Source organism: Actinomycetospora lemnae, from assembly GCF_028737315.1.
Taxonomy (GTDB): domain Bacteria; phylum Actinomycetota; class Actinomycetes; order Mycobacteriales; family Pseudonocardiaceae; genus Actinomycetospora; species Actinomycetospora lemnae.
In genome coordinates, this window is sequence record NZ_JAQZAO010000018.1 from 31,788 (window position 1) to 50,987 (window position 19,200).

11 protein-coding genes are annotated in these 19,200 nt (G+C 75.8%); 6 read left to right on the forward strand and 5 right to left on the reverse strand.

Features of this window, described 5'->3' with window-relative positions; translation table 11 throughout:
* Nucleotide 1: 1 nt before the first annotated feature.
* From PGB27_RS27110 to PGB27_RS27125, 4 genes are read left to right on the forward strand one after another with little or no spacing between them, the layout of a single operon-like run.
* A complete protein-coding gene (locus PGB27_RS27110) occupies nt 2–901 on the forward strand; it encodes an SMP-30/gluconolactonase/LRE family protein (protein ID WP_274203564.1) in 900 nt (299 codons plus the stop codon).
* A complete protein-coding gene (locus PGB27_RS27115) occupies nt 898–2,742 on the forward strand; it encodes a thiamine pyrophosphate-requiring protein (protein WP_408630130.1) in 1,845 nt (614 codons plus the stop codon). The genes PGB27_RS27110 and PGB27_RS27115 overlap by 4 nt, the downstream gene beginning before the upstream one ends.
* 30 nt (nt 2,743–2,772) lie before the next feature.
* Complete coding sequence (locus PGB27_RS27120; RefSeq protein WP_274203566.1) at nt 2,773–4,083, forward strand: MFS transporter; 1,311 nt, start codon at nt 2,773–2,775, stop codon at nt 4,081–4,083.
* A 10-nt stretch (nt 4,084–4,093) separates the two neighbouring features.
* A complete protein-coding gene (locus PGB27_RS27125; RefSeq protein WP_274203567.1) occupies nt 4,094–4,492 on the forward strand; it encodes an FKBP-type peptidyl-prolyl cis-trans isomerase in 399 nt (132 codons plus the stop codon).
* On the opposite strand, the gene PGB27_RS27130 is transcribed toward PGB27_RS27125, so the two are convergent.
* From PGB27_RS27130 to PGB27_RS27150, 5 genes are all read right to left on the reverse strand, one after another.
* Complete coding sequence (locus PGB27_RS27130; RefSeq protein ID WP_274203568.1) at nt 4,489–6,597, reverse strand: alpha/beta hydrolase; 2,109 nt, start codon at nt 6,595–6,597, stop codon at nt 4,489–4,491. The two genes, PGB27_RS27125 and PGB27_RS27130, sit on opposite strands and share 4 nt — an antisense overlap.
* Before the next feature lie 8 nt (nt 6,598–6,605).
* The gene (locus PGB27_RS27135) at nt 6,606–7,655 is read right to left on the reverse strand and encodes a class I SAM-dependent methyltransferase (RefSeq protein WP_332843879.1); all 1,050 of its coding nucleotides are present in this window, start codon (nt 7,653–7,655) and stop codon (nt 6,606–6,608) included.
* 128 nt (nt 7,656–7,783) lie between these two features.
* On the reverse strand, nt 7,784–10,885 hold the full coding sequence (locus PGB27_RS27140; protein ID WP_274203569.1) for an ATP-binding protein: 3,102 nt from the start codon (nt 10,883–10,885) through the stop codon (nt 7,784–7,786).
* An 87-nt stretch (nt 10,886–10,972) separates the two neighbouring features.
* Nucleotides 10,973–12,301, reverse strand: a complete 1,329-nt coding sequence (locus PGB27_RS27145) for an ATP-dependent 6-phosphofructokinase (RefSeq protein ID WP_274203570.1) — start codon at nt 12,299–12,301, stop codon at nt 10,973–10,975.
* Entirely contained in the window at nt 12,298–15,141 is a 2,844-nt protein-coding gene (locus PGB27_RS27150) for an AAA family ATPase (protein ID WP_274203571.1), read from the reverse strand. Before PGB27_RS27150 ends, PGB27_RS27145 begins: the two co-directional genes overlap by 4 nt.
* A 349-nt stretch (nt 15,142–15,490) precedes the next feature.
* Between PGB27_RS27150 and PGB27_RS27155 the strand changes: the two genes are divergently transcribed.
* Entirely contained in the window at nt 15,491–17,242 is a 1,752-nt protein-coding gene (locus PGB27_RS27155) for a peroxidase family protein (RefSeq protein ID WP_274203572.1), read from the forward strand.
* The gene (locus PGB27_RS27160; protein WP_274203573.1) at nt 17,239–19,152 is read left to right on the forward strand and encodes a S1 family peptidase; all 1,914 of its coding nucleotides are present in this window, start codon (nt 17,239–17,241) and stop codon (nt 19,150–19,152) included. The genes PGB27_RS27155 and PGB27_RS27160 overlap by 4 nt, the downstream gene beginning before the upstream one ends.
* The last annotated feature ends 48 nt before the right edge of the window (nt 19,153–19,200 follow it).

Here is a 19,200-nt window from a genome sequence, read left to right on the forward strand (position 1 = left end):
CGTGGCGGGTCCCGACGAGCTCGTCGACGCCGGCCACGTCCGGCCCGCCGGCGACGGCCGGCTCGAGCTCGGCGAGGGGCTGCGGCTGCTCGCCGACGGCACGGTCGTCCTCGTCGACCTGCTCGCCGGCCGGCTCCTGCGTGTCGGCGACGACGCGTCCTCGCTGGTCGAGGTGCTGCGCGTCGACGGCCCGCTGGGGGCCGTGGCGCCCCTCGCGGACCGCCCCGGCACCTGGCTCGCCGCCACCGGCACCGGCGTCGCCGTCCTCGACGCCGACGGGCGACCCGCGTGGCTCGCCCACCCCGGCACGGCACCCGGCCCGCCGCGGCGCGTCAACGACGCCGTGTGCGACCCCGCCGGCGCGTTCTGGGTCGGGATCATGGCGTGGGACCAGACCGAGGCCGCCGGCTCGCTGCACCGCGTCGGCCCCGACGGCGCGGTGACCACGGCCGTCGACGGGCTCACGGTGCCCAACGGCCCGGCGTTCGCCGACGGCGGGCGGACGATGTTCCTCGCGGACACCCCGCACGACGCCATCGACGCGTTCGACCTCGACCCGGCCACCGGGGCGCTGTCCGGCCGCCGGCCCTTCGCCCGCACCCACGAGCTGCCGGGCAACCCCGACGGGCTGGTCGTCGACCGCGACGGGCGGCTGTGGGCGGCGATGCACGGCGGCGGCTGCGTCGCCGCCTTCGCCCCCGACGGCGGTCTGCTCGGCACGGTGCCGCTCCCGGCCCGCCAGCCGACCAGCGTCACCTTCACCGGCGAGCTGATGCTCGTGACCACCAAGACCGAGGGGCTCGACGAGGTCGGCCCGCTCGACGGCGCCGTGCTCGCGCTGCCGAGCCGCGTGCGGGTCGACCCGACCCCGGCGGCACGGCTGCCCTCGACGCCCACATGACCGGCGGCCGTCCCGGGGAGCCCTGCGGGGTGAGTGCACCGAAGAACGTCGCCGCGCACGTGCTCGACCGCCTCGCCGCCTGGGGTGTCCACCGCTTCTACGGCTACCCGGGGGACGGGATCGGCGGGATCTTCACGGCCCTGCCCGCCCGGGACGACGCGGAGTTCGTCCAGGTCCGCCACGAGGAGACCGCCGCCTTCGCCGCCTGCGCGGACGTCAAGTACGGCGGCTCGCCCATCGGCTGCTGCGCGGTCACCAGCGGGCCCGGCGCCGTCCACGCCCTCAACGGCCTCTACGACGCGAAGCTCGACCACCAGCCCGTCGTCGCGCTCGTCGGGCACACCGCGCAGACCGCCCAGGGCGGCGGCTACTACCAGGAGATCGACCTGGGCGCGCTGCTCTCGGACGTCGCGGGCTACCTCGCCGAGGTCAAGGACCCGAGCCAGGTCCGGCACGTGGTCGACCGCGCGTGCCGCACGGCCCTCGCCGACCGCACGGTGTCGGCGATCGTCCTGCCCTCGGACGTCCTCGAGCAGGACGCCGTCGTCGAGCCGCCGGACGCCCACGGCTACTACCACACCTCCGCCGTGCCCTCCTCGACGATCGCGGCGCCGCCGGAGGCCGCCCTCGACGCCGCTGCCGAGGTGCTCAACGCCGGGGAGAAGGTCGCGATCCTCGCGGGCGCCGGCGCGCTGGGCGCGTCCGCGGAGCTCACCGAGGTCGCCAACGCCCTCGGCGCGGGGATGGCGACGGCGCTGCTCGGCAAGGGCGTCGTCGACGAGCGCTCGCCGTGGGTCACCGGGGCGATCGGGCTGCTCGGGACGACCGCGTCGTGGCACCTCATGCGCGAGTGCGACACGCTGCTCATCGTCGGCTCGACCATGCCCTACACCGAGTACTACCCGGCGCCCGGGCAGGCGCGGGCGGTGCAGATCGACGTCGACGGCGCCCGCTGCGGCATCCGCTACGAGACCGAGGTCAACCTCACCGGTGACGCCGCCGCGACCCTGACCGCGCTCCGCGCGCGCCTGCGCGGGCGCACCGACGGCTCCTGGCGCGGCCAGGTGGAGCGCTGGACCCGCGCCTGGGACGACTACTCGGTCCAGCGCGCCCACGCCCACACCAGCGCGCTCAACCCCGAGCTCGTCGTGCGCGAGCTGTCCGACCGCCTGCCCGACGACGCCCTGCTCGCCGTCGACTGCGGCACCGCCACGTCCTGGTACGCCCGCGACATCACCCTGCACGGCAGCCAGTACGGGTCGCTGTCGGGGACGCTGCTGTCGATGGGCGGCGGGATGCCCTACGCGATCGCGGCGAAGAACGCGCACCCCGACCGGCCGGTGATCGCGCTGATCGGGGACGGCGCGATGCAGATGAACGGGATCAACGAGCTGGTCACCGTGCAGCGGTACTGGCGGGACTGGAGCGACCCGCGGTTCGTCGTGCTCGTCCTGTCCAACGACGACCTGTCCTACGTGTCGTGGGAGACGCGCGGGATGCTCGGCGAGGCCCCCGACCCGCAGTCCCAGGCGATCCCCGACGTGCCCTACGCGCAGTGGGCGATGCTGCTCGGGCTCGACGGGATGGAGCTGCGCGAGCGCGGGCACATCGGCCCGGTGTGGGACCGCGCGCTCGCGGCCGACCGGCCGTTCGTCGTCGACGCGAAGGTCGACAAGGACATCCCGCTCGTGCCGCCGCGCGTGACGATCCAGCAGGCGCTCAACACCGCCCGCTCCCAGCTGTCCGGGGACAGCGACGTGCTCGACATCATCGCCAACGGGATCAAGGAGACCGTCGGGGCCAAGGCGCGGTCGGTGCTGGGGCTGCGGCCGAAGGACTGATCTGCCCCCGGACGGGGGAAACGGTAGGGCATGGCCGCCAGGCGCAAGGCGTTCGTCGCGTCGCTGTCCGGGACGTCGCTGGAGTACTACGACTTCGCCGTCTACGGCACGGCGTCGGCGCTGGTCTTCCCGCAGCTGTTCTTCCCCGGCAACGACCCGCTGACCGGGGTGCTGCTCGCGTTCACCACCTTCGCGGTGGGCTACGTGTCACGCCCGGTCGGCGGGTTCGTGTTCGGGCGGCTCGGCGACACGCTCGGGCGCAAGCGCGTGCTCGTGACGACGTTGCTGCTCATCGGCGTCGCGACCGTCCTCATCGGCCTGCTCCCGACCTACGCCACGATCGGCGTCACCGCGCCGATCGTGCTGGTGATCCTGCGGTTCGCCCAGGGCGTCGGGGTCGGCGGCGAGTGGGGGAGCGCCGTGCTGCTCTCCGGCGAGTTCGGCGATCCGCGCCGGCGCGGCTTCTGGTCGTCGGCGGCGCAGATCGGCCCGCCGGCGGGCAACCTCCTGGCCAACGGCGTGTTCGCCGTCCTCGCCGCGACGCTGACCAGCGAGCAGCTGCTGTCCTGGGGCTGGCGGGTCGCGTTCCTGCTCTCGGCGGTGCTCGTCGCGTTCGGGCTGTGGATCCGGATCACGCTGGAGGACACCCCGGTGTTCCGGGCGCTCCAGGACTCGGGGGAGACCTCGGCCAGCCCGATCGGCGAGGTGCTGCGCACCCAGCCCCGCGGGCTGATCGCGGCGATCCTCTCCCGCCTCGGGCCCGACGTCGCCTACTCGCTGCTCACGGTCTACGTCCTGACCTACGCCACCCGCACCGCCGGCTTCGAGCGCGCCGCGGTGCTCTCGGCGGTCCTCGTCGGGTCGGCGCTGCAGCTGGGGCTGGTGCCGGCGTTCGGGGCCCTGTCCGACCGGTGGAACCGGCGGGCGGTGTCGGCGGCCGCGGTCATCGGCATCGGCGTCTGGGTGTTCGTGCTGTTCCCGCTGGTCGGCGCCGGGTCGTTCGTGCTGCTCGTGCTCGGGGTCGTCGTCGGCCTCGCCCTGCACGCCGCGGCGTACGGGCCGCAGGCCGCGTTCATCACCGAGCAGTTCAGCCCGCGGCTGCGCTCCACCGGCTCGTCGCTGGGCTACACCGTCGCCGGCGTGCTGGGCGGCGCGCTGGCCCCGCTGCTGCTCACCTCGCTGCAGGCCGAGCTGGGGTGGGCGGCCGCGGCGGCGTACGTCGCGTTCGCCTGCGTGCTGTCCGCGATCGGCCTCGCGCTCGGCCGCGACCACGACCCGCGCGAGGACGAGGAGCTGGCGGCCGCGACGGCCCCCACCGACGCCGGACCCGGCCGTCCGTAGGGTCTCGGGCATGGCGGTCACCGTGGACAACACCGACGACCTGACCCGCGCGCCCGGCGCGTCGGTCACCCCCGACACCCTGCCGAACGACCTCGACATCACCGACCTCGTCGTCGGCGGCGGCGCCGAGGCCGGGCCGCGCGACACCGTGCAGGTCCAGTACCAGGGCATCCGCGTGTCGGACGGCGGCGAGTTCGACTCGTCGTGGACCCGCGGCGGCGCCCCCGTCGAGTTCCCGCTCTCGGGCGTCATCGACGGCTTCAAGCTCGGCATCTCCGGCATGCGCGAGGGCGGCCGGCGCATCCTCGTCGTCCCGCCGCACCAGGGCTACGGCGCCCGCGGCGTGCCGCCGGTGATCCCGGCGAACGCCCACCTCGTGTTCGTCGTGGACCTCGTCAAGGTCAACTAGGCCCGAGGTCGACGAGGCAGGAGCTCGCCGAGCAGGTCCGCCGCCCGCCGCGCGCCGCCCGGGTCCACCGGGACCGGGCGGACCGGCCGGGCGAGGAGCGCGGCGACGGTCGCGGCCACCGTCTCCGGGGTGGCGTCGGCGTAGTCGAGCCGGACCCCGGCGCCGAGCCGCGCGAGCCGGTGCGGCACGTGGATCTGTTGCTCGAAGTGGTGCTCGAGCGGGACGTAGACGAACGGCCGACCGGCGATCGCGAGCTCCATCGTCGTCGTCAGCCCGCCCTGGACGACCGCGACGTCGCCGGCCGTGAGCTCGCGCTCGAGGTCGGGGACGTGCCCGCGCACCTCGACGCCCGCCGGCACCCGCAGCGACGCCGGGTCGATGCGGGGCCCGGCGACCGCGACCAGGCGCAGGCCGGGGACCTGCTCGCGCAGCAGCGGGTACGCGGCCGCCACCCGCTCGAGCAGCGGCCGGCCGACGCCCGAGCCGCCGACGCTGACGACGCAGACGCGCTCGTCGGGCGCCCAGCCCAGGGCGGCCCGCAGCTCGTCGCGGTCGCCGACCGGACCGGCGGTGGACACCCAGCCGCTGAACGCGAAGTGCGCGCAGGTCCAGTCCCGCACGGTCGGCAGGCCGGGGCCGAGGGGCTCGGTGACCAGGTCGCCGGGCTCGCCGACGAACACCGACCGGTCGCGCAGCCGCGGGTAGCGGGCCACGTGCTCGACCATCTCGGCGTTCTGGTCGGCGGTCAACGCCGCCTCGACCGTGCCGCCGTCGGGCATCGGCAGCCAGCCCACGACGTCGGTGAGCCACGCGAACGGCGCGCGCTTGAGCTCGGGGTTCTCGTGCAGGAAGTGGTCGATCTCCCAGCTCTCGTCGGCGACGACGAGGTCGTAGTGACCCTCGTCGACGACATCGGCGAACACGTGGAAGTTGGCGACGAGGATCTCGTCCATCGACCGGATCGCCCGGAACGCGTGCAGGTCGTGCTCGCCCGCCTCGTCCTCGATGTGCGCGCTCTCCGACGCCAGCAGCGCGCTCGCGGGGTGGCGGCGCAGGCCGTGCCGGTCGAGCAGCGCGGTCACCGGGTGCTGGGCCAGCCAGTCGATCTCCAGCTCGGGGTGGGCGACGGCGAGCTCCCGGGCGATCGCGACGTCACGGCGCGCGTGGCCGAGCCCGATCGGTGAGCTCACGACCAGCACCCGCGGCCGGCGGGCCCGGGCGGGCGTCCAGGTCGTCGTCCGGGGCGGCGGGGGCGCGACCGAGCGCGCGAAGTCGCGGACGGCGAGGTTGACCCGCACCGGGTCGCGCAGCGGGGGCGCGTGCCCGCCGTCGGGCAGCGTGAGCAGCGTGCCCCGGGCCCACCGCGCGAGCGCCGCGCCGAACGCCCACGGCACCACGGCGTCGGCGTCCCCGTGCACGACCAGCACCGGGCAGCGCACCGCCCGCCCGACCACCTCGGCGTCCGCGGACGTCGCCGCGGCGACCGCGGGCACGGTCGCCGCGAGGGTCGGGCCGTCGGTGTCCAGCGCCCACGCCACGAAGTCCTCGAGCGGCTTCGTGGCGTGCGGGTCGGTGAAGACCTGGGAGGCGAAGAACTCGACGAAGTCCCGGTAGTCGGTCTCCCAGTGCTCGCGGTTGAACTTCTCCCAGCCCTCGTACCGGTCGCGGGGGGCGTCGAAGTCGAACGTGACCGCGAGCGAGGGCAGGGTCGGGGCGATCGCGACGACACCCAGGGCCCGCTCGGGGTGCCAGGCGGCGAGCTGCAGGGCGCGCCGGCCGCCGAGGGACAGCCCCACGACGACCGCGCGCCCCACCCCGACGGCGTCCAGGACGTCGAGCGCGTCCTGCACGGCCTCGACGTCCCGGTACGCCGCCGGGTCGAGCGACCGGTCCGCGTCGCCGTTGCCGCGGCCCTCCACGGTGATCACCCGGAACTCGCGGGCGAGGAACGGCACCTGGTGCTTCCACTGGCGCATGTGCACGATCGCCCACGACGTGAGCAGGACGATCGCCGGCGCGCCGGTGGGCCCCTCGAACACCTCGTAGCCGACCCGGAACCCGTCGCGCACGATCGCGCCGACGGTGTCCGGCTCCCTCGCCCGCACCCCGCTCCCTAGGGCCGGATCTCGTAGACGTCGTTGAGCGGCGAGCCGGTGACACGCCGGAAGCGGGTGAACCCGGCGTCCGTCGCGACCTGGCGCAGCGCCGCCGGCCCGGCTTGCGCGCCGAGGCTGTACCCGCCCTCCTGCGACCGGGCCGCGGGGGTGCAGCACAGCGTCGAGGCGCCGTAGTAGAGCCGGCCGACCGGGGTGAGGTTGTCGGCGACGGTGTCGCCGGCCGCGGGCTCGACGAGCAACCACGTCCCGTCGGCGTCGAGCGCGGTGCGGATGCGGCGGGCCGCGCCGAGCGGGTCGCCCATGTCGTGGAGGCAGTCGAAGGTGGTGACGAGGTCGTACCCGGCGCCCGAGAAGCGCTGGGCGCCGGCCACCTCGAACCCGGTGCGCTCGGCCACCCCGGCGTCGGCCGCGCGCTTGCGGGCCATCTCGATCGAGGCGTCGTGGTAGTCCGAGCCCATGACGGTCGTCGCGGGGAAGGCCTGGGCCATCAGCACGGTCGTGGCGCCGTGTCCGCAGCCGACGTCGGCGACGCGGGCGCCGCGCTGCAGCTTCTCGACGACGCCGTCGAGCGCCGGGAGCCACTCGTCGACGAGGTGGGCGATGTAGCCGGCGCGGAAGAACGCCTCGCAGCCGATGAACACGTCCTCGTGGTGCTCGTGCCACCCGACGCCCGCGCCGGTGCGGAAGGCGTCGGTGATGCGGGGCTCGCTGCGGATGATGCCCGTGGCCAGCACGAACGCGCCGGGCACGTAGAGCGGCCCGTCGGGGTTGGTCAGGGCGAAGGCCTGCTCCTCGGAGAGCGAGTACGTCCCGTCGTCGTGCTGCACGTAGCCGCCCGCGGCCTGGCCCGCGAGCCACTCGGCCACGTAGCGGGGGGTGGTGTCGGTCCGCGCGGCCAGCTCCTCCGGCGTCGCCGGGCCCTCGGCGAGTGCCTTGTACAGGCCCAGCCGGTGCCCGAGCACGACGTTGCCCGCCGCGAGTGTCGCCCCGACGTCGCCGACCGCACGGCCGACGAGCTCCATCACCTTGTCCATGTCCACGGCCATCGCGCGGCCCTCCGGGGTGTCGGTGCCCGGGGCCGACCCCCGGGCCCGGACACCGTCGCGCCGGCCGTTGCGGGATCGTTGCGCCGGTCGTTGCGCCCGATGTCGCGGCCGGTGGTGCGCGGGGCCGGTCACGGCTCGGCCCCGTCCAGGACGCCCGCGAGGTGCGGCCACCCGTGGGCGCGCACCGCCGCCCGCAGCGGGGCGAGCGTCGCCTCGGCGCGGGCGACGCGGCCGCGGGCGAGCCACGCCCGGGTGACCGCCACGTAGGCGTCGACGCCGAGCACCCACGCCGTCGCCGGCGGGGCGGTGACACCGGCGAGCAGGCGGTCGGCCTCGAGGAGCGCGGTGTCGGCGGGCGGCCGGTCGGCGCCGTCCCCGAGCTCGGCGAGCACGGCCAGGCAGCGCAGCCGGCAGGCCGCCGCCCCGTCCCGCCCGGCGAGCTCCAGGCCCCGGGCGGCGACGGCGTACGCCTCGGCGTCGTCCCCGCGCGCCCGCAGCGTCGTGGCCAGCAGCGCGCAGGCGGTCGACGTCCACCACCGGTGCCCGCCCGCGCCGCTGCGCACGACGGCGCGCCGCCCGACCTCGAGCGCCTCGTCGAGATCGCCCTCCAGGCGCGCGACCCAGCCCAGGTGTGCGAGGAACCACGCGTCGTGCCCGCCGTACCCGGAGTGCCGCGCCACCGCGAACGCCTCCGCGATCCGCGCCCGCGCCTCGGCGAAGCGGCCCACGGCGAGCGCCGGGAACGCCCCCTCGAACACCGTCCACTGCAGGACGCCGGCATCGAGGCGCCGGGCCAGCGGCTCGAGCTCGTCGAGCACCCCGGCGAGCTCGTCGACCATGCCGGCGTAGGCGTACGCGGTCTTGAGCCCGTCGAGCCCGGCGAGCAGCGCCCGCTCGCCGCCGGCGGCGCGCCCGGCCGCGAGGGCCCGGCGTCCCTGCTCGAGGGCCTCGCCGAAGCGCAGGTCGTTGGTCGCGAGGATCGCGAGGCGGCCGCGCAGGTCGGCCTCGGCGCCGCGGTCCCCGAGGCTGACGGCGCGCCGCAGGCCCGTGCGCAGGTGCGTCACGCACTCCGCCGTCGGCACCCCGAGCGCGACGGGGACGTCGCCGCCGAGCTGGCGCAGGACCGCCATCTCCAGGCGCCGGTCGCCCGCCTCCCGCGCGGCGTCGGCGGCGGTACGCAGGTCGCTCCACGCCTCCTCGTGGCGCTCGAGGCCCTCGCGGGCGCGGGCCCGGGCGAGCAGCACGCGGCCGGTGATCTCGGGGTCGGCGACCTGCTCGGCCGCGGCGAGCGCCCGCAGGTGCAGCGACTCCGCGTCGCCCATGGCGCCCCGGCGCGCGGCGGTCTCGCCGGCGAGCAGCAGGGCGCGGGCCGCACGGGGCCAGTCGCCGGCGGCCGCGGCGTGCGCGCCGGCGGCCTCCGGGGTCGCGGCGAGGAGGTCGGCCGCGCGGCGGTGGTGGACGCGGCGCACGGGCGCGGGCGTGGTCGCGTGCAGCACCTCGTGGAGGAGGTCGTTGGCGAACTCGTAGGCGGTCGGGGTCGCGACGAGCAGGCGGGCGCCCGCGGCGCGCTCGCAGCGCCGGACGATCTCGGGGACGCCGAGCTCGAGCAGGCCGGCCGCCACCTCCGGGTCGACGGTGGCGCCGAGGACCGCGCCGGCGCGCAGCAGCTCCTCGACCTCGGGTCCCAGGCGCCGGACGCGCGCGAGCACCGCCGCCTGCAGGGACTCGGGGACCTCGCCCGCCCCGGCGACGAGACCGCGCAGGGCCTCCACGACGAACAGGGGGTGCCCGCGGGTGCGGCGGTGGATCGCCGGCCCGAGGTCGGCGCGCCCGACCCGGTCGGCCAGCGCGGCGACCGCACCGGGGTCGAGCGGCCCGAGGTCGAGGCGGTCGGCGACGTCGTCGAGGTGCGCGAGCGCGGCCGCGCCCTCCTCGGCCCGCACGGTCGCCAGCACGAGGACCCGCGCCCCGCCCGCCCGCAGCGCGAGGAAGTGGAGCAGCTCGACGGTGGCGAGACCGGCGTTGTGCAGGTCGTCGAGCACGAGCAGCAGGGGCGCGGTGGCCGTGGCCTCGGTGAGCAGGCCCGCGAGCGCGGCGAAGACCCGGCGCGGGTCGGGGGGTCCGTCGGGCACCGGGGTGACGGGGTCGGGGAAGAGGGTCGCGAGGACCGGGGGGAGGGGCAGGCCCGCCACCAGGGGCGTCAGCGCGTCGACCAGGGGCTGGAGGAAGAGCGAGTGCTCGGCGCCGTGGCAGCGCGCCGAGGCGACGCGGCCCCCGGTCGCCGCGGCGAGCGCGGTGAGCTCGTCGGCCAGGCGCGTCTTGCCGATCCCCGCCTCGCCCGCGAGCAGCACCAGACCCGGCCGGCCCCGCGTCGCCGCGTCCCACCGCTGCGTGAGCCGGGCGATCTCCGCCGCGCGCCCGACGCACCCGGAGGCGGTGGTCGCGGCGTCCGGGGCGGCCCGCGGGCTCGGGACGTCGGCCGGCGGCCGGTCCTGGAGCAGCGCGAGGTGCTCGGCCTGCGTCGCCGCCGCCGGCTCGGTGCCGAGCTCCTCCGCGAGCTCGGCGCGCAGCCGGTGGTAGTGCTCGACGGCGCGGGACGGCTCGCCGGCGTCCCGGTGCGCGCGCATGAGCAGGCGGTGGGCCGCCTCGTCGAACCGGTCGGCGGCGACGGCCTCGCCGGCGGCCTGGCGGGCGCGCTCCGCGTCGCCGAGGGCGAGCGCCGCGCGGGCGTCGGCGTGCCGGGCGCGCCGCACCAGCTCCCGCCACTCGTCGCGGGCCATCGCGACCCACGGCTCGTCGGCCTCCTCGGGCAGCGGCTCGCCGGCGCCCAGCAGCTCCCGTGCGCGAGCGGTGGCGCCGGCGGCGACCCCGGGGACCCCGGCCGCGAGCCGGCGGTCGGCCTCGTCGAGCAGGCGGCGCGCCTCGTCGAGGTCCACGACGACGGCCGGCGGGGCGCCGAGGCGGTAGCCGCCGCGGTCGCCGAGCAGGACGTCGGGGGCGAGGCGGCTGCGCAGGCGGCTGACGAGCGTCGCCACCCCGGCGGTCGGCCGGCGCGGTCCGGTGCCGTCCCACAGCTCCTCGGCGAGCTGGTCGCCGGTGAGCACGGCGGGGCGCCGCGCGGCCAGCAGCGCGAGCAGGCGCCGCTCCTTCGGGCTGCCGATGCGCAGCGGCTCGGGCGGGGAGCCCCGCTCCACGCGCAACGGACCGGCGAGCCGGACCGTGACGCACATCACCACAGTGTGCGACGGCGACGCGGCCCGAGGCAATGCGGGCATCACCCACAGGAACCAACGCGACGACGCCCCGTGACCGGTGGATCAGCCCCCGAACGTCGCGGGCTGCCCCGTGGCCTCGAGGACCGACATCCACAGGTCGCCGTCGGGGTCGACCTGGTTGCGGTGCGAGGTGATCAGCTCCATGGGGACGTGAACGAAGCGGCGCCGCCAGCGCACCACGACGGTCTCGGTGCGCCCGGCCATCCCGGCGTGCACGGCGGCGTGGGCCAGGCGCACGCAGTAGACGCTGTCGTAGGCGTTGGCCGCGACGCTGCGGATCGCGTAGCTCGGGTCGAGGTAGCGCACCGTCGGCGGGAGGTCGACCGCGGTGAGGTGCTCGGTGATCTTCTGCTTGAGGAACAGCCCGATGTCGCCGAGCTTGGTGTTGCCCGAGGCGTCGGTGGTGCGGCCCTCCTGCTCGAGCAGCTCCTGGCCCGCGCCCTCGGCGACCACGACGACGACCTGCCCGTGCCGGCGCACGTGGTCCTCGACGCGGCGCAGCACGCCGTCGGGACCGTCGAGCACGAACGGCACCTCGGGGATCAGCACGAAGTCGGCGTCGTTGTTGGACAGCGCGGCGTAGCAGGCGATGAAGCCGGAGTGCCGGCCCATGAGCTTGACGATGCCGACGCCGTTCTCGGCGGCCTGCGACTCGATGAACACCGACGCGATGAACTTGGTGGCCTGCGCGAACGCGGTCTGGAAGCCGAAGCTCTGGTCGGTGAAGGGCAGGTCGTTGTCGATCGTCTTCGGGACGCCGATGACGGAGATGTCCAGGCCGCGGGCCTCGATCTCCCGCGTCAGCTTCATCGCGCCGCGCATGCTGCCGTCGCCACCGATGACGAACAGGACGCTGATGCCCATGTCGACGAGGGTGTCGACCATGTCCTCGGGGTCCTGGTCGCCGCGCGAGCTGCCGAGGATCGTGCCGCCGTCGTTGTTGATGTCGCGCACGGCGCGCAGGTCGAGCTCGACCACCCGGTCACGCTGGTGGCGGGTCAGGCCTGCGTAGCCGTTGCGGAAGCCGTAGATGTGCGCGACGTGGTAGTGCTCGGTGAGCTCCTGGACGATGCCGCGGATGACGTCGTTGAGGCCGGGGCACAGCCCGCCGCACGTCACGATGCCGACGCTCGTGGCGGCCGGGTCGAAGTAGATCTTGCGGCGTGGGCCGGCCGTCTCCAGGCTCGGCAGCTGGTCGATCGACACGCCGCGGGAGAGCAGGATCGAGACGGTGTCGTCGACGAGGACCCGATCGTCCTCGTGCACGTAGTGCGGCGACGTACGCTTGGTCGCCAGCATCTCGGCGAACGGGGAGTCGTAGCGGCACTCACCCAGGCTGCGGACGCGCAGGTCGTCGAGTTCGAGCGTCACGGCGGACCTCCCGTGGGTCGGGATCGACCGGCACGCCTCGTCGCGCCGGGCGACACCGCCGCCCGGGTACCACCGGTTTCTGCATCGGTCACGATAACGGAGCGGGACGGTTCGGTGCGGACCCCGCGACCACACCCACCATCGGGGAACCGGCGGACGAGCTCACTGCGCGAGCGCAGCCCGAGCTTGCGGTAGACGCGGGTCAGGTGGTTCTCGACGGTCTTGCGGGAGACGAACAGCGCGGCCGCGGCCTCGTCGTTCGAGCGACCCTCGGCGACGACCCGGGCCACCTGGTACTCCTGCGGCGTCAGCACGGCCCACGCGGTCTCGGTCGTCGAGGGGCGGGAGAGCGACACCCCGGCGGCGGCCAGCTCGGCCTCGGCGCGGTCCGCCCAGGGTCGGGCGCCGAGGGCGACGAAGGTCGCGTGCGCCTCGCGCGCGGCCGACCGGGCGACCGACGGGCGGCGCAGGCGGCGCAGGCACTCGGCCTCGGCGAGCAGCGTGCGCGCCTTCTCGAACGGCTGGTCGCAGCGGGCGTGCGCCGCCCGCGCCCGCGCGAAGCAGGTGGCCGCGTCGTCCGGGTCGTCGGCGAGGAGCCCGCGGCAGCGCGCGGCGGTCGCGTCCGGGAAGGCGAGCCCCGACGCGGCCCGCTCCTCCCACCACGCGAGGACCTCGCGCGCCCGGTCGGTGTCGCCGTGCCGGACCAGTGCCTCGACGAGGTCCGGACCGTAGGGGACGACGTTGCTCGCGCCGAGCCCGTCGGCGCACGCCCGCCGGTGCGCGCGCTCGAGGTGGGCGACGGCCTCCTCGGTGTCACCCACCGCGAGCGCGGCGAGGCCCTCCACCGCCGGCACGTAGACCTGCAGGCAGTCGATCCCGTGGGCGCCGACCTCGGCGAGGACCCGTCGAGCGCCCTCGCGGCTGCGCGCGATGTCGCCGGTCAGCGCGTCCAGGCGGGCGAGGACCAGCGTCGCGAACGCCGCGGTGCCGGACTCGCCCTGCTCCTCGGCCCACGCCACGGCCTCGACGGCGTCCGCGCGGGCTGCCGGCCAGCGCCCGCGCCACACGTCGAGCTCGGCGCGCACCGCGTGCGCGAACGCGAGCATCGCCGAGGTGCCGTGGCGCCGGGCCAGGGCGAGGAGGTCGTCGACGCGGCGATCGGCGTCGGCGTAGCGCTCGGTCACGACGGCGACCTGGGCCAGCTGGGCGCGGTCCTGCAGGTCCCAGGCGGTGCCGTCGGTGTGCTCGAGGGTGTCGAGGATGGCGAGCGCGGCGGGCACGTCGCCGGTCAGGACGAGCGCCTGCACCTCGGGTGCGCGGCGGTGGGTCCCCTTCCGCGCGAGGACGAGCATGTCCCGCACCCGCCCGGCCATCGCCGCCGGCGTCGTCGCCTCCGCGTAGAGGGCGGCCGCGGCGTCGGTGTGCTCGGCGTCCTCGGCGGCGAGGCGCTCGGCGGCACGGACGAGGTCGGCGAGGGCGCGCCGGGGATCGCCGAGCCAGGCGGTGGCACGGCCCCGGACGATCTCCGCCCTGGTCCGCGACGTCGCGTCGTCGGCCAGGGCGAGTGCCGCCTCGGCGTGCCCGGCGGCGAGGTCGAGCGCCCCGGCGAGCAGGAACTCCTCGGCGGCGGCGAGGAAGCGGCCGGCCCGGTGGCCGCGGTCCGCGGTCAGCTGCGCCGCGCGGGCCCACGCCTCGCCGGCGCTGCGGTGCCCGCCACGCTCACCCGCCGACCGTGCGGCGGTCGCGAGCTGGTCGCCGACGACCTCGTCGGTGCCCTCGACCCGCGCGGCCAGGTGCCACGCGCGCCGGAGGCCGGCGGTGCGCCCGGCGAGGGCGCGGCGGACGTGCCGCGTGACCTCCGGCTCGTGGGCGAGGGCGACCGGACGCAGGAGCGGGTGGCGCAGGACCGGGCGGCCGTCGTCGTCGCGGCGCAGCAGGCCGGCGTGCTCGGCCGGGGCGAGGTCGTGCTGGTGGAGGCCGAGGTCGCCGAGGACGAGGTCGACCTCCTCCCGCTCGGCCGTGCCCGCGGCCGCGAGGACGGTCAGCGCCGTCCGCGAGCCGGCGGGCAGGGCGGTCAGCGCGCAGCTCCAGAGCTCCTCGAGCGCCGGGCCGACCCGGGGGGCGCGCGGGCGGGCGTCGGCGTCGAGGTGCGCGGCGTTCTCCACCAGCGCGAGCGGGTGACCCGCGAGGTCCGCGACCAGGCGGTCCACGACGAGGGAGGAGCGGTCGTCCGCGACGGGGCACAGCAGCTCGCGGCTCTCCGCCGGGGTCAGCCGGCCGAGGTCGACCTCGACGGCGCCGGACAGCGTGCGGCGCTCGTCGCGTGTGGCGAGCAGCAGCGTGACCCGGGTCGACCGCAGCCGCCGGGCGACGAACGCCAGGACCTCCTCCGATGCCGGGTCCACCCACTGCAGGTCGTCGACCACCACGAGCAGCGGCCCGTCGTCCGCGTCGCCGGCGACCTCGAGCAGACCGAGCGCGGCGGCGCGGACGGCCAGCGGCCCGGGGGTCGGTCCGGCGCGCAGCGCGACGCTCACCTCGAGGGCCTCCCGCTGGACCTCGGGGAGGGCCGCCAGCCACGGGCGCAGGGGGGCGACGAGGTCGGCGAGGACCGCGAAGGGCAGGTGGGACTCGGCCTCGGTGCCGGCGATGCGCACGGTGCGGGCCCTCGTCCGCGCGCACATCCTGGCGAGCAGCGCGGTCTTCCCGATGCCGGGCTCGCCGCGCACGACGGCGACCCGCTCCGCCCGGTGCCCCGTCGTGATCTCACCCAGCGTGTCGATCTCCGCCGCACGGCCGACGAAGGGCGGTCTCGGCGGGTCATCGCCGGCTGTGGTCATCGGATCCCCCGTGGCGGTGTCACCGGGGCGGGCGTGGTGGGTGTGGCACAGGATGCCGCCTCTCCGTGACGGGCAGTGCCGCCTTTCGGGTCGAAGCAGGGGATTTCCCTGGTGCCTGGACACCGTCCTCTACGCCGCTGGTGTGACGCACCGTGCCTGGGGCGACGCCGCGCGACCGGCCGGTCACGCGCCGCGGGAACCGGTCGATCGGTCCGGACGGACGCGCCTGCGCACGGTGCTCGGGCTGTCACGTCGCGCGTTCCCGGTCGTGCGGACGCGGGAGATCTCCCCGCTGCCGACTCCGTGCACGGAGCGGAATCGTCGACCACACACCGGAAGGGGGGCCACCATGGCCGACAAGCAGGGCGTGGCGCGGGTCGTGCGGAACCTGCGGCACGGGGGGCACGCACTGCCCAAAGAGGTCTTCGACAAGGTCGTCAACGGGGATCAGCGCGTCGACGTGAGCCTGCTCGAGGACGTCGCGGCCGCGGACACGGAGGGAACGCCGTTCGGCTACCTGTTCGCGGACCTGGCCGCGACGTTCCCGTCGGGTCACCTGCCTCCGGAGGACCCGGAGCCCGTGGTCTCGGCCCTCAAGGCGCTCGGCGCCGCGATGATCGACGGTGACCCGGGGGACGGCCCGGACGTCAACTCGACGATCCGCCCCGTCTACACCTACTGGGGCCAGTTCATCGACCACGACCTCACGGCGAACACCGACCGGGACGACGTCCTCGCCATCACGCGAGGGGACATGGGTGGGTCGCAGAAGTTCGTCGCGCTGCACCCGACCGACGTCGTGCAGAAACTGAGGAATCTTCGTCAGCCGGCGCTGAACCTCGACTCGCTCTACGGCGACGGCCCGGGCTCGACCGAGCCCGACGCGGTCCCGTACCAGGACGGGAAGCGCTTCGTCCTCGGGCTCACCACGCCGCTCAACGGGGCCCCGCCCTTCGCCCCCGTGCCGCCGGTCGGCGACACCGCCCGGGACCTGCCGCGCGACAACCACAAGGTGGCCCGGATCGGCGACGGCCGGAACGACGAGAACCTCATCGTCGCCCAGCTGCACGTCGCGTTCCTGCGCTTCCACAACGAGGTCGTGTCCCTCGTCGAGGCCGCTGACCCGACCGCGACGGACGAGGACGTCTTCACCGAGGCCCGCCGACTGGTCCGCTGGACCTACCAGTGGCTCGTCGTCCACGACTTCCTCGAGACGATCACGAAGACGGGCACCGTCGCCGCGGTGCTCTCCAACCCGGTGCCCCTGTTCGATCCGCAGGACGCCGACGTCTTCATGCCGCTGGAGTTCTCCGTCGCGGCCTTCCGCTTCGGGCACAGCATGGTCCGGGGTGCCTACGACTGGAACCGCAACTTCGGCGTCGCGGCGCCCGGGCAGCCCGCGGGAGCGCCCCGAGCGACGTTCGAGCAGCTCTTCCAGTTCACGGGCAAGCCGAAGGACCCGGGATTCTCCATGGCCGGAGCACCGACCCTGCCGGCCAACTGGCCCGCCGAGTGGGACCGGCTCGTCGACGTCCCGTCCTCCCCGCCGGGAGGGGTCCGGTTCGCGCGCAAGATCGACACCCGTCTGGTCCCCGCCCTGTTCTCGATGATCAACGAGGGACAGGAGCCGGCCGACTCGTTCGCCGTCCGCGCCATCCTCAAGAACCTGGCGATGCGCAACCTCCTGCGCGGCTACAAGCTCGCGATCCCCTCCGGCCAGGCCGTCGTCGGCGAGCTGCGGAAGAAGCTCAACGTCACCGGGCAGCCCGACGTGATCCCGGAACCGCTGTCGACCGCGCAGCTCCTCAGCGGCCCCAACCAGGCCGCCTCCGCGGCGCTCGCGAACGGTGGCTTCCTCACCGACACGCCGCTGTGGTTCTACCTCCTCAAGGAGGCGGAGGTGGAGGGCGGCAACGCCCTCGGGACCGCCGGCAGCCGGATCGTCGCCGAGACGATCATCGGCCAGATCCGGAAGGACCCGGAGTCCTACCTGCGCGTGGACCCGGCCTGGACACCGGTCCTGCCGAACGGGCGCACGCTGTCCACCATCAAGGACCTCCTCGAGATCGCCGGGGTCCTCTTCCCGGGCGGCGCGCCGTGAGCCCCACCCTCCGCGAGCAGCAGGACCTCGCCGCCGCGCGCTACAGGAACCGCGCGCCGGACCGCGCGGAGACGGAGCGCAAGCAGGAGGAGACCGGGACGCTGGTCGCCGACCAGCCCGACCAGATCGAGGCCCGGGCCGAGCGGCTCATCGGCGACGTCGTCGGGAGCCGGGCGGTCCGGCAGGCCGCGCGCACGGAGGGCGCCCTCGAGCGGATCATCGCCGAGAACGACCTGCAGCCGAGCCTCTTCCTCGGACGCGGCACGGCGACCGCCGAGTCGGTCGGCCGCATCTCGCTGGCGGACGGCGGAGCCGGGACCGGCTTCCTCGTCGGCCGGCGCCTGCTCCTGACGAACAACCACGTCCTGCCCGACGTCGCGACCGCAGCGGGCGCGTTCGTGGAGTTCGACTTCGAGCTCGGGGCCGACGGTCGTCCCGAGACGCCGTCCGCGTTCGACCTCGACCCGGGCACGCTCTTCCTCACCGACGCCGGGATCGACGCGAGCCTCGTGGCCGTCGCGCCCGCGAGGGGCGTCGTCGCGGGAGACAGGTACGGGTGGAACAGGCTGCTCCGGCAGCAGGGCAAGATCGTCATCGGCGAGGCCGCGAACGTCATCGGTCACCCCTCGGGGCGCCGGAAGGAGATCGCGGTCCGCAACAACCGGCTCCTCGACCAGCTCCCGGACTTCCTGCACTACGAGGCCGACACCGAGCCGGGCAACTCCGGGTCGCCGGTGTTCAACGACCAGTGGGAGGTCGTCGCGCTCCACCACTCCGGCGTGCCGCGGACGAACGACGCGGGCCAGTGGCTGACGGTCGACGGCACCGTGTGGACCCGGTCGATGGGCGACGCCGCCGTCGACTGGGTGGCCAACGAGGGCGCCCGCATCTCGGTGGTCCTCACGCGACTCCGGGCCCTGGCGCGCACGCCGGCGCAGACGGCGGTGCTCGCCGAGCTGGGCAGCGAGGCGATGGTCGGCGCACCGCCGGTGGAGGTCGCGTCGACGGCCCGCGAGGACACCGGACGCCGGGGAGTGCGCGGGACACCGGACACGCCGCCGCACCTCGTGTTCCTGCACGGTCGAGCCCAGCAGGGCCGGGACCCGGCGGCGCTGCGGGCCGACTGGGCGGGAGGCCTCACGCGGGGGTTGGGCTCGGTCGGTCGCCCACCCCTGGACCCCGCGCGCGCCTGGTTCCCGTACTACGGCGACCGGCTCGCGCACCTCGCCGGCCCCTCGGCGGTCGAGCTGGCCGGGGCCAACGAGGACGGAGCGGTGACCGCGGCCGAGCAGGCCGCGCCGCCCGGCTCGTCGGCGCAGGCCACCTACGCCGCGCTGATCGAGGACGCGGCGTCGCGCGCAGGGTTCCAGCCGGACGCGAGCGAGGGGTTCGGGGACCTGCTCGGCACCGTCCAGTCCGCGCTCACGCACCTCGCGAGCCGGAGCCGGCTCGACGACCTGTTCATCGCCCTGCGGTTCCGCGACGTCGCGCTCTACCTGGACGACGAGCAGGTCCGCGGCGAGGTCCTCGACACCGTGCTCGAGACCTTCCCGACGTCCGGGCCGGTGACGCTGGTGTCCCACAGCCTCGGGACGGTGGTCGCCCTCGACCTCCTGACCCGCACGCCACCGGACGTCGAGGTCCGGCTGCTCGTCACCGCCGGCAGCCCGCTCGGCCTGGACTCCGTGAACAAGCGGCTCCTGGCCGGAGGGCCACGTCAGCCGGACGTGGGGCGGTGGGTCAACGCCTGGTGCGTGGCGGACGCGGTCGCGATCGGCTGCCCACTGGGTCCGAGCTGGGGCCGGGGCGTCGAGGACATCCGCACCGACAACCCGCTCACCGCGGCGCACTCGATCGCCGAGTACCTCGCCGACGTCCGGGTGGCCTCGGCGATCGGCGAGCAGGTGTAGCGCACACGGTCACCGGGCCCGTGACGCTCGCCCGCGGGCGGCCCGTCC

Coding starts and splice junctions, on each gene's coding strand:
- PGB27_RS27150 (WP_274203571.1), bottom strand. CDS start 15,141: ATGACCACAGCCGGCGATGACCCGCCGAGACCGCCCTTCGTCGGCCGT.
- PGB27_RS27155 (WP_274203572.1), top strand. CDS start 15,491: ATGGCCGACAAGCAGGGCGTGGCGCGGGTCGTGCGGAACCTGCGGCAC.
- PGB27_RS27125 (WP_274203567.1), top strand. CDS start 4,094: ATGGCGGTCACCGTGGACAACACCGACGACCTGACCCGCGCGCCCGGC.
- PGB27_RS27115 (WP_408630130.1), top strand. CDS start 898: ATGACCGGCGGCCGTCCCGGGGAGCCCTGCGGGGTGAGTGCACCGAAG.
- PGB27_RS27140 (WP_274203569.1), bottom strand. CDS start 10,885: ATGTGCGTCACGGTCCGGCTCGCCGGTCCGTTGCGCGTGGAGCGGGGC.
- PGB27_RS27135 (WP_332843879.1), bottom strand. CDS start 7,655: ATGGCCGTGGACATGGACAAGGTGATGGAGCTCGTCGGCCGTGCGGTC.
- PGB27_RS27120 (WP_274203566.1), top strand. CDS start 2,773: ATGGCCGCCAGGCGCAAGGCGTTCGTCGCGTCGCTGTCCGGGACGTCG.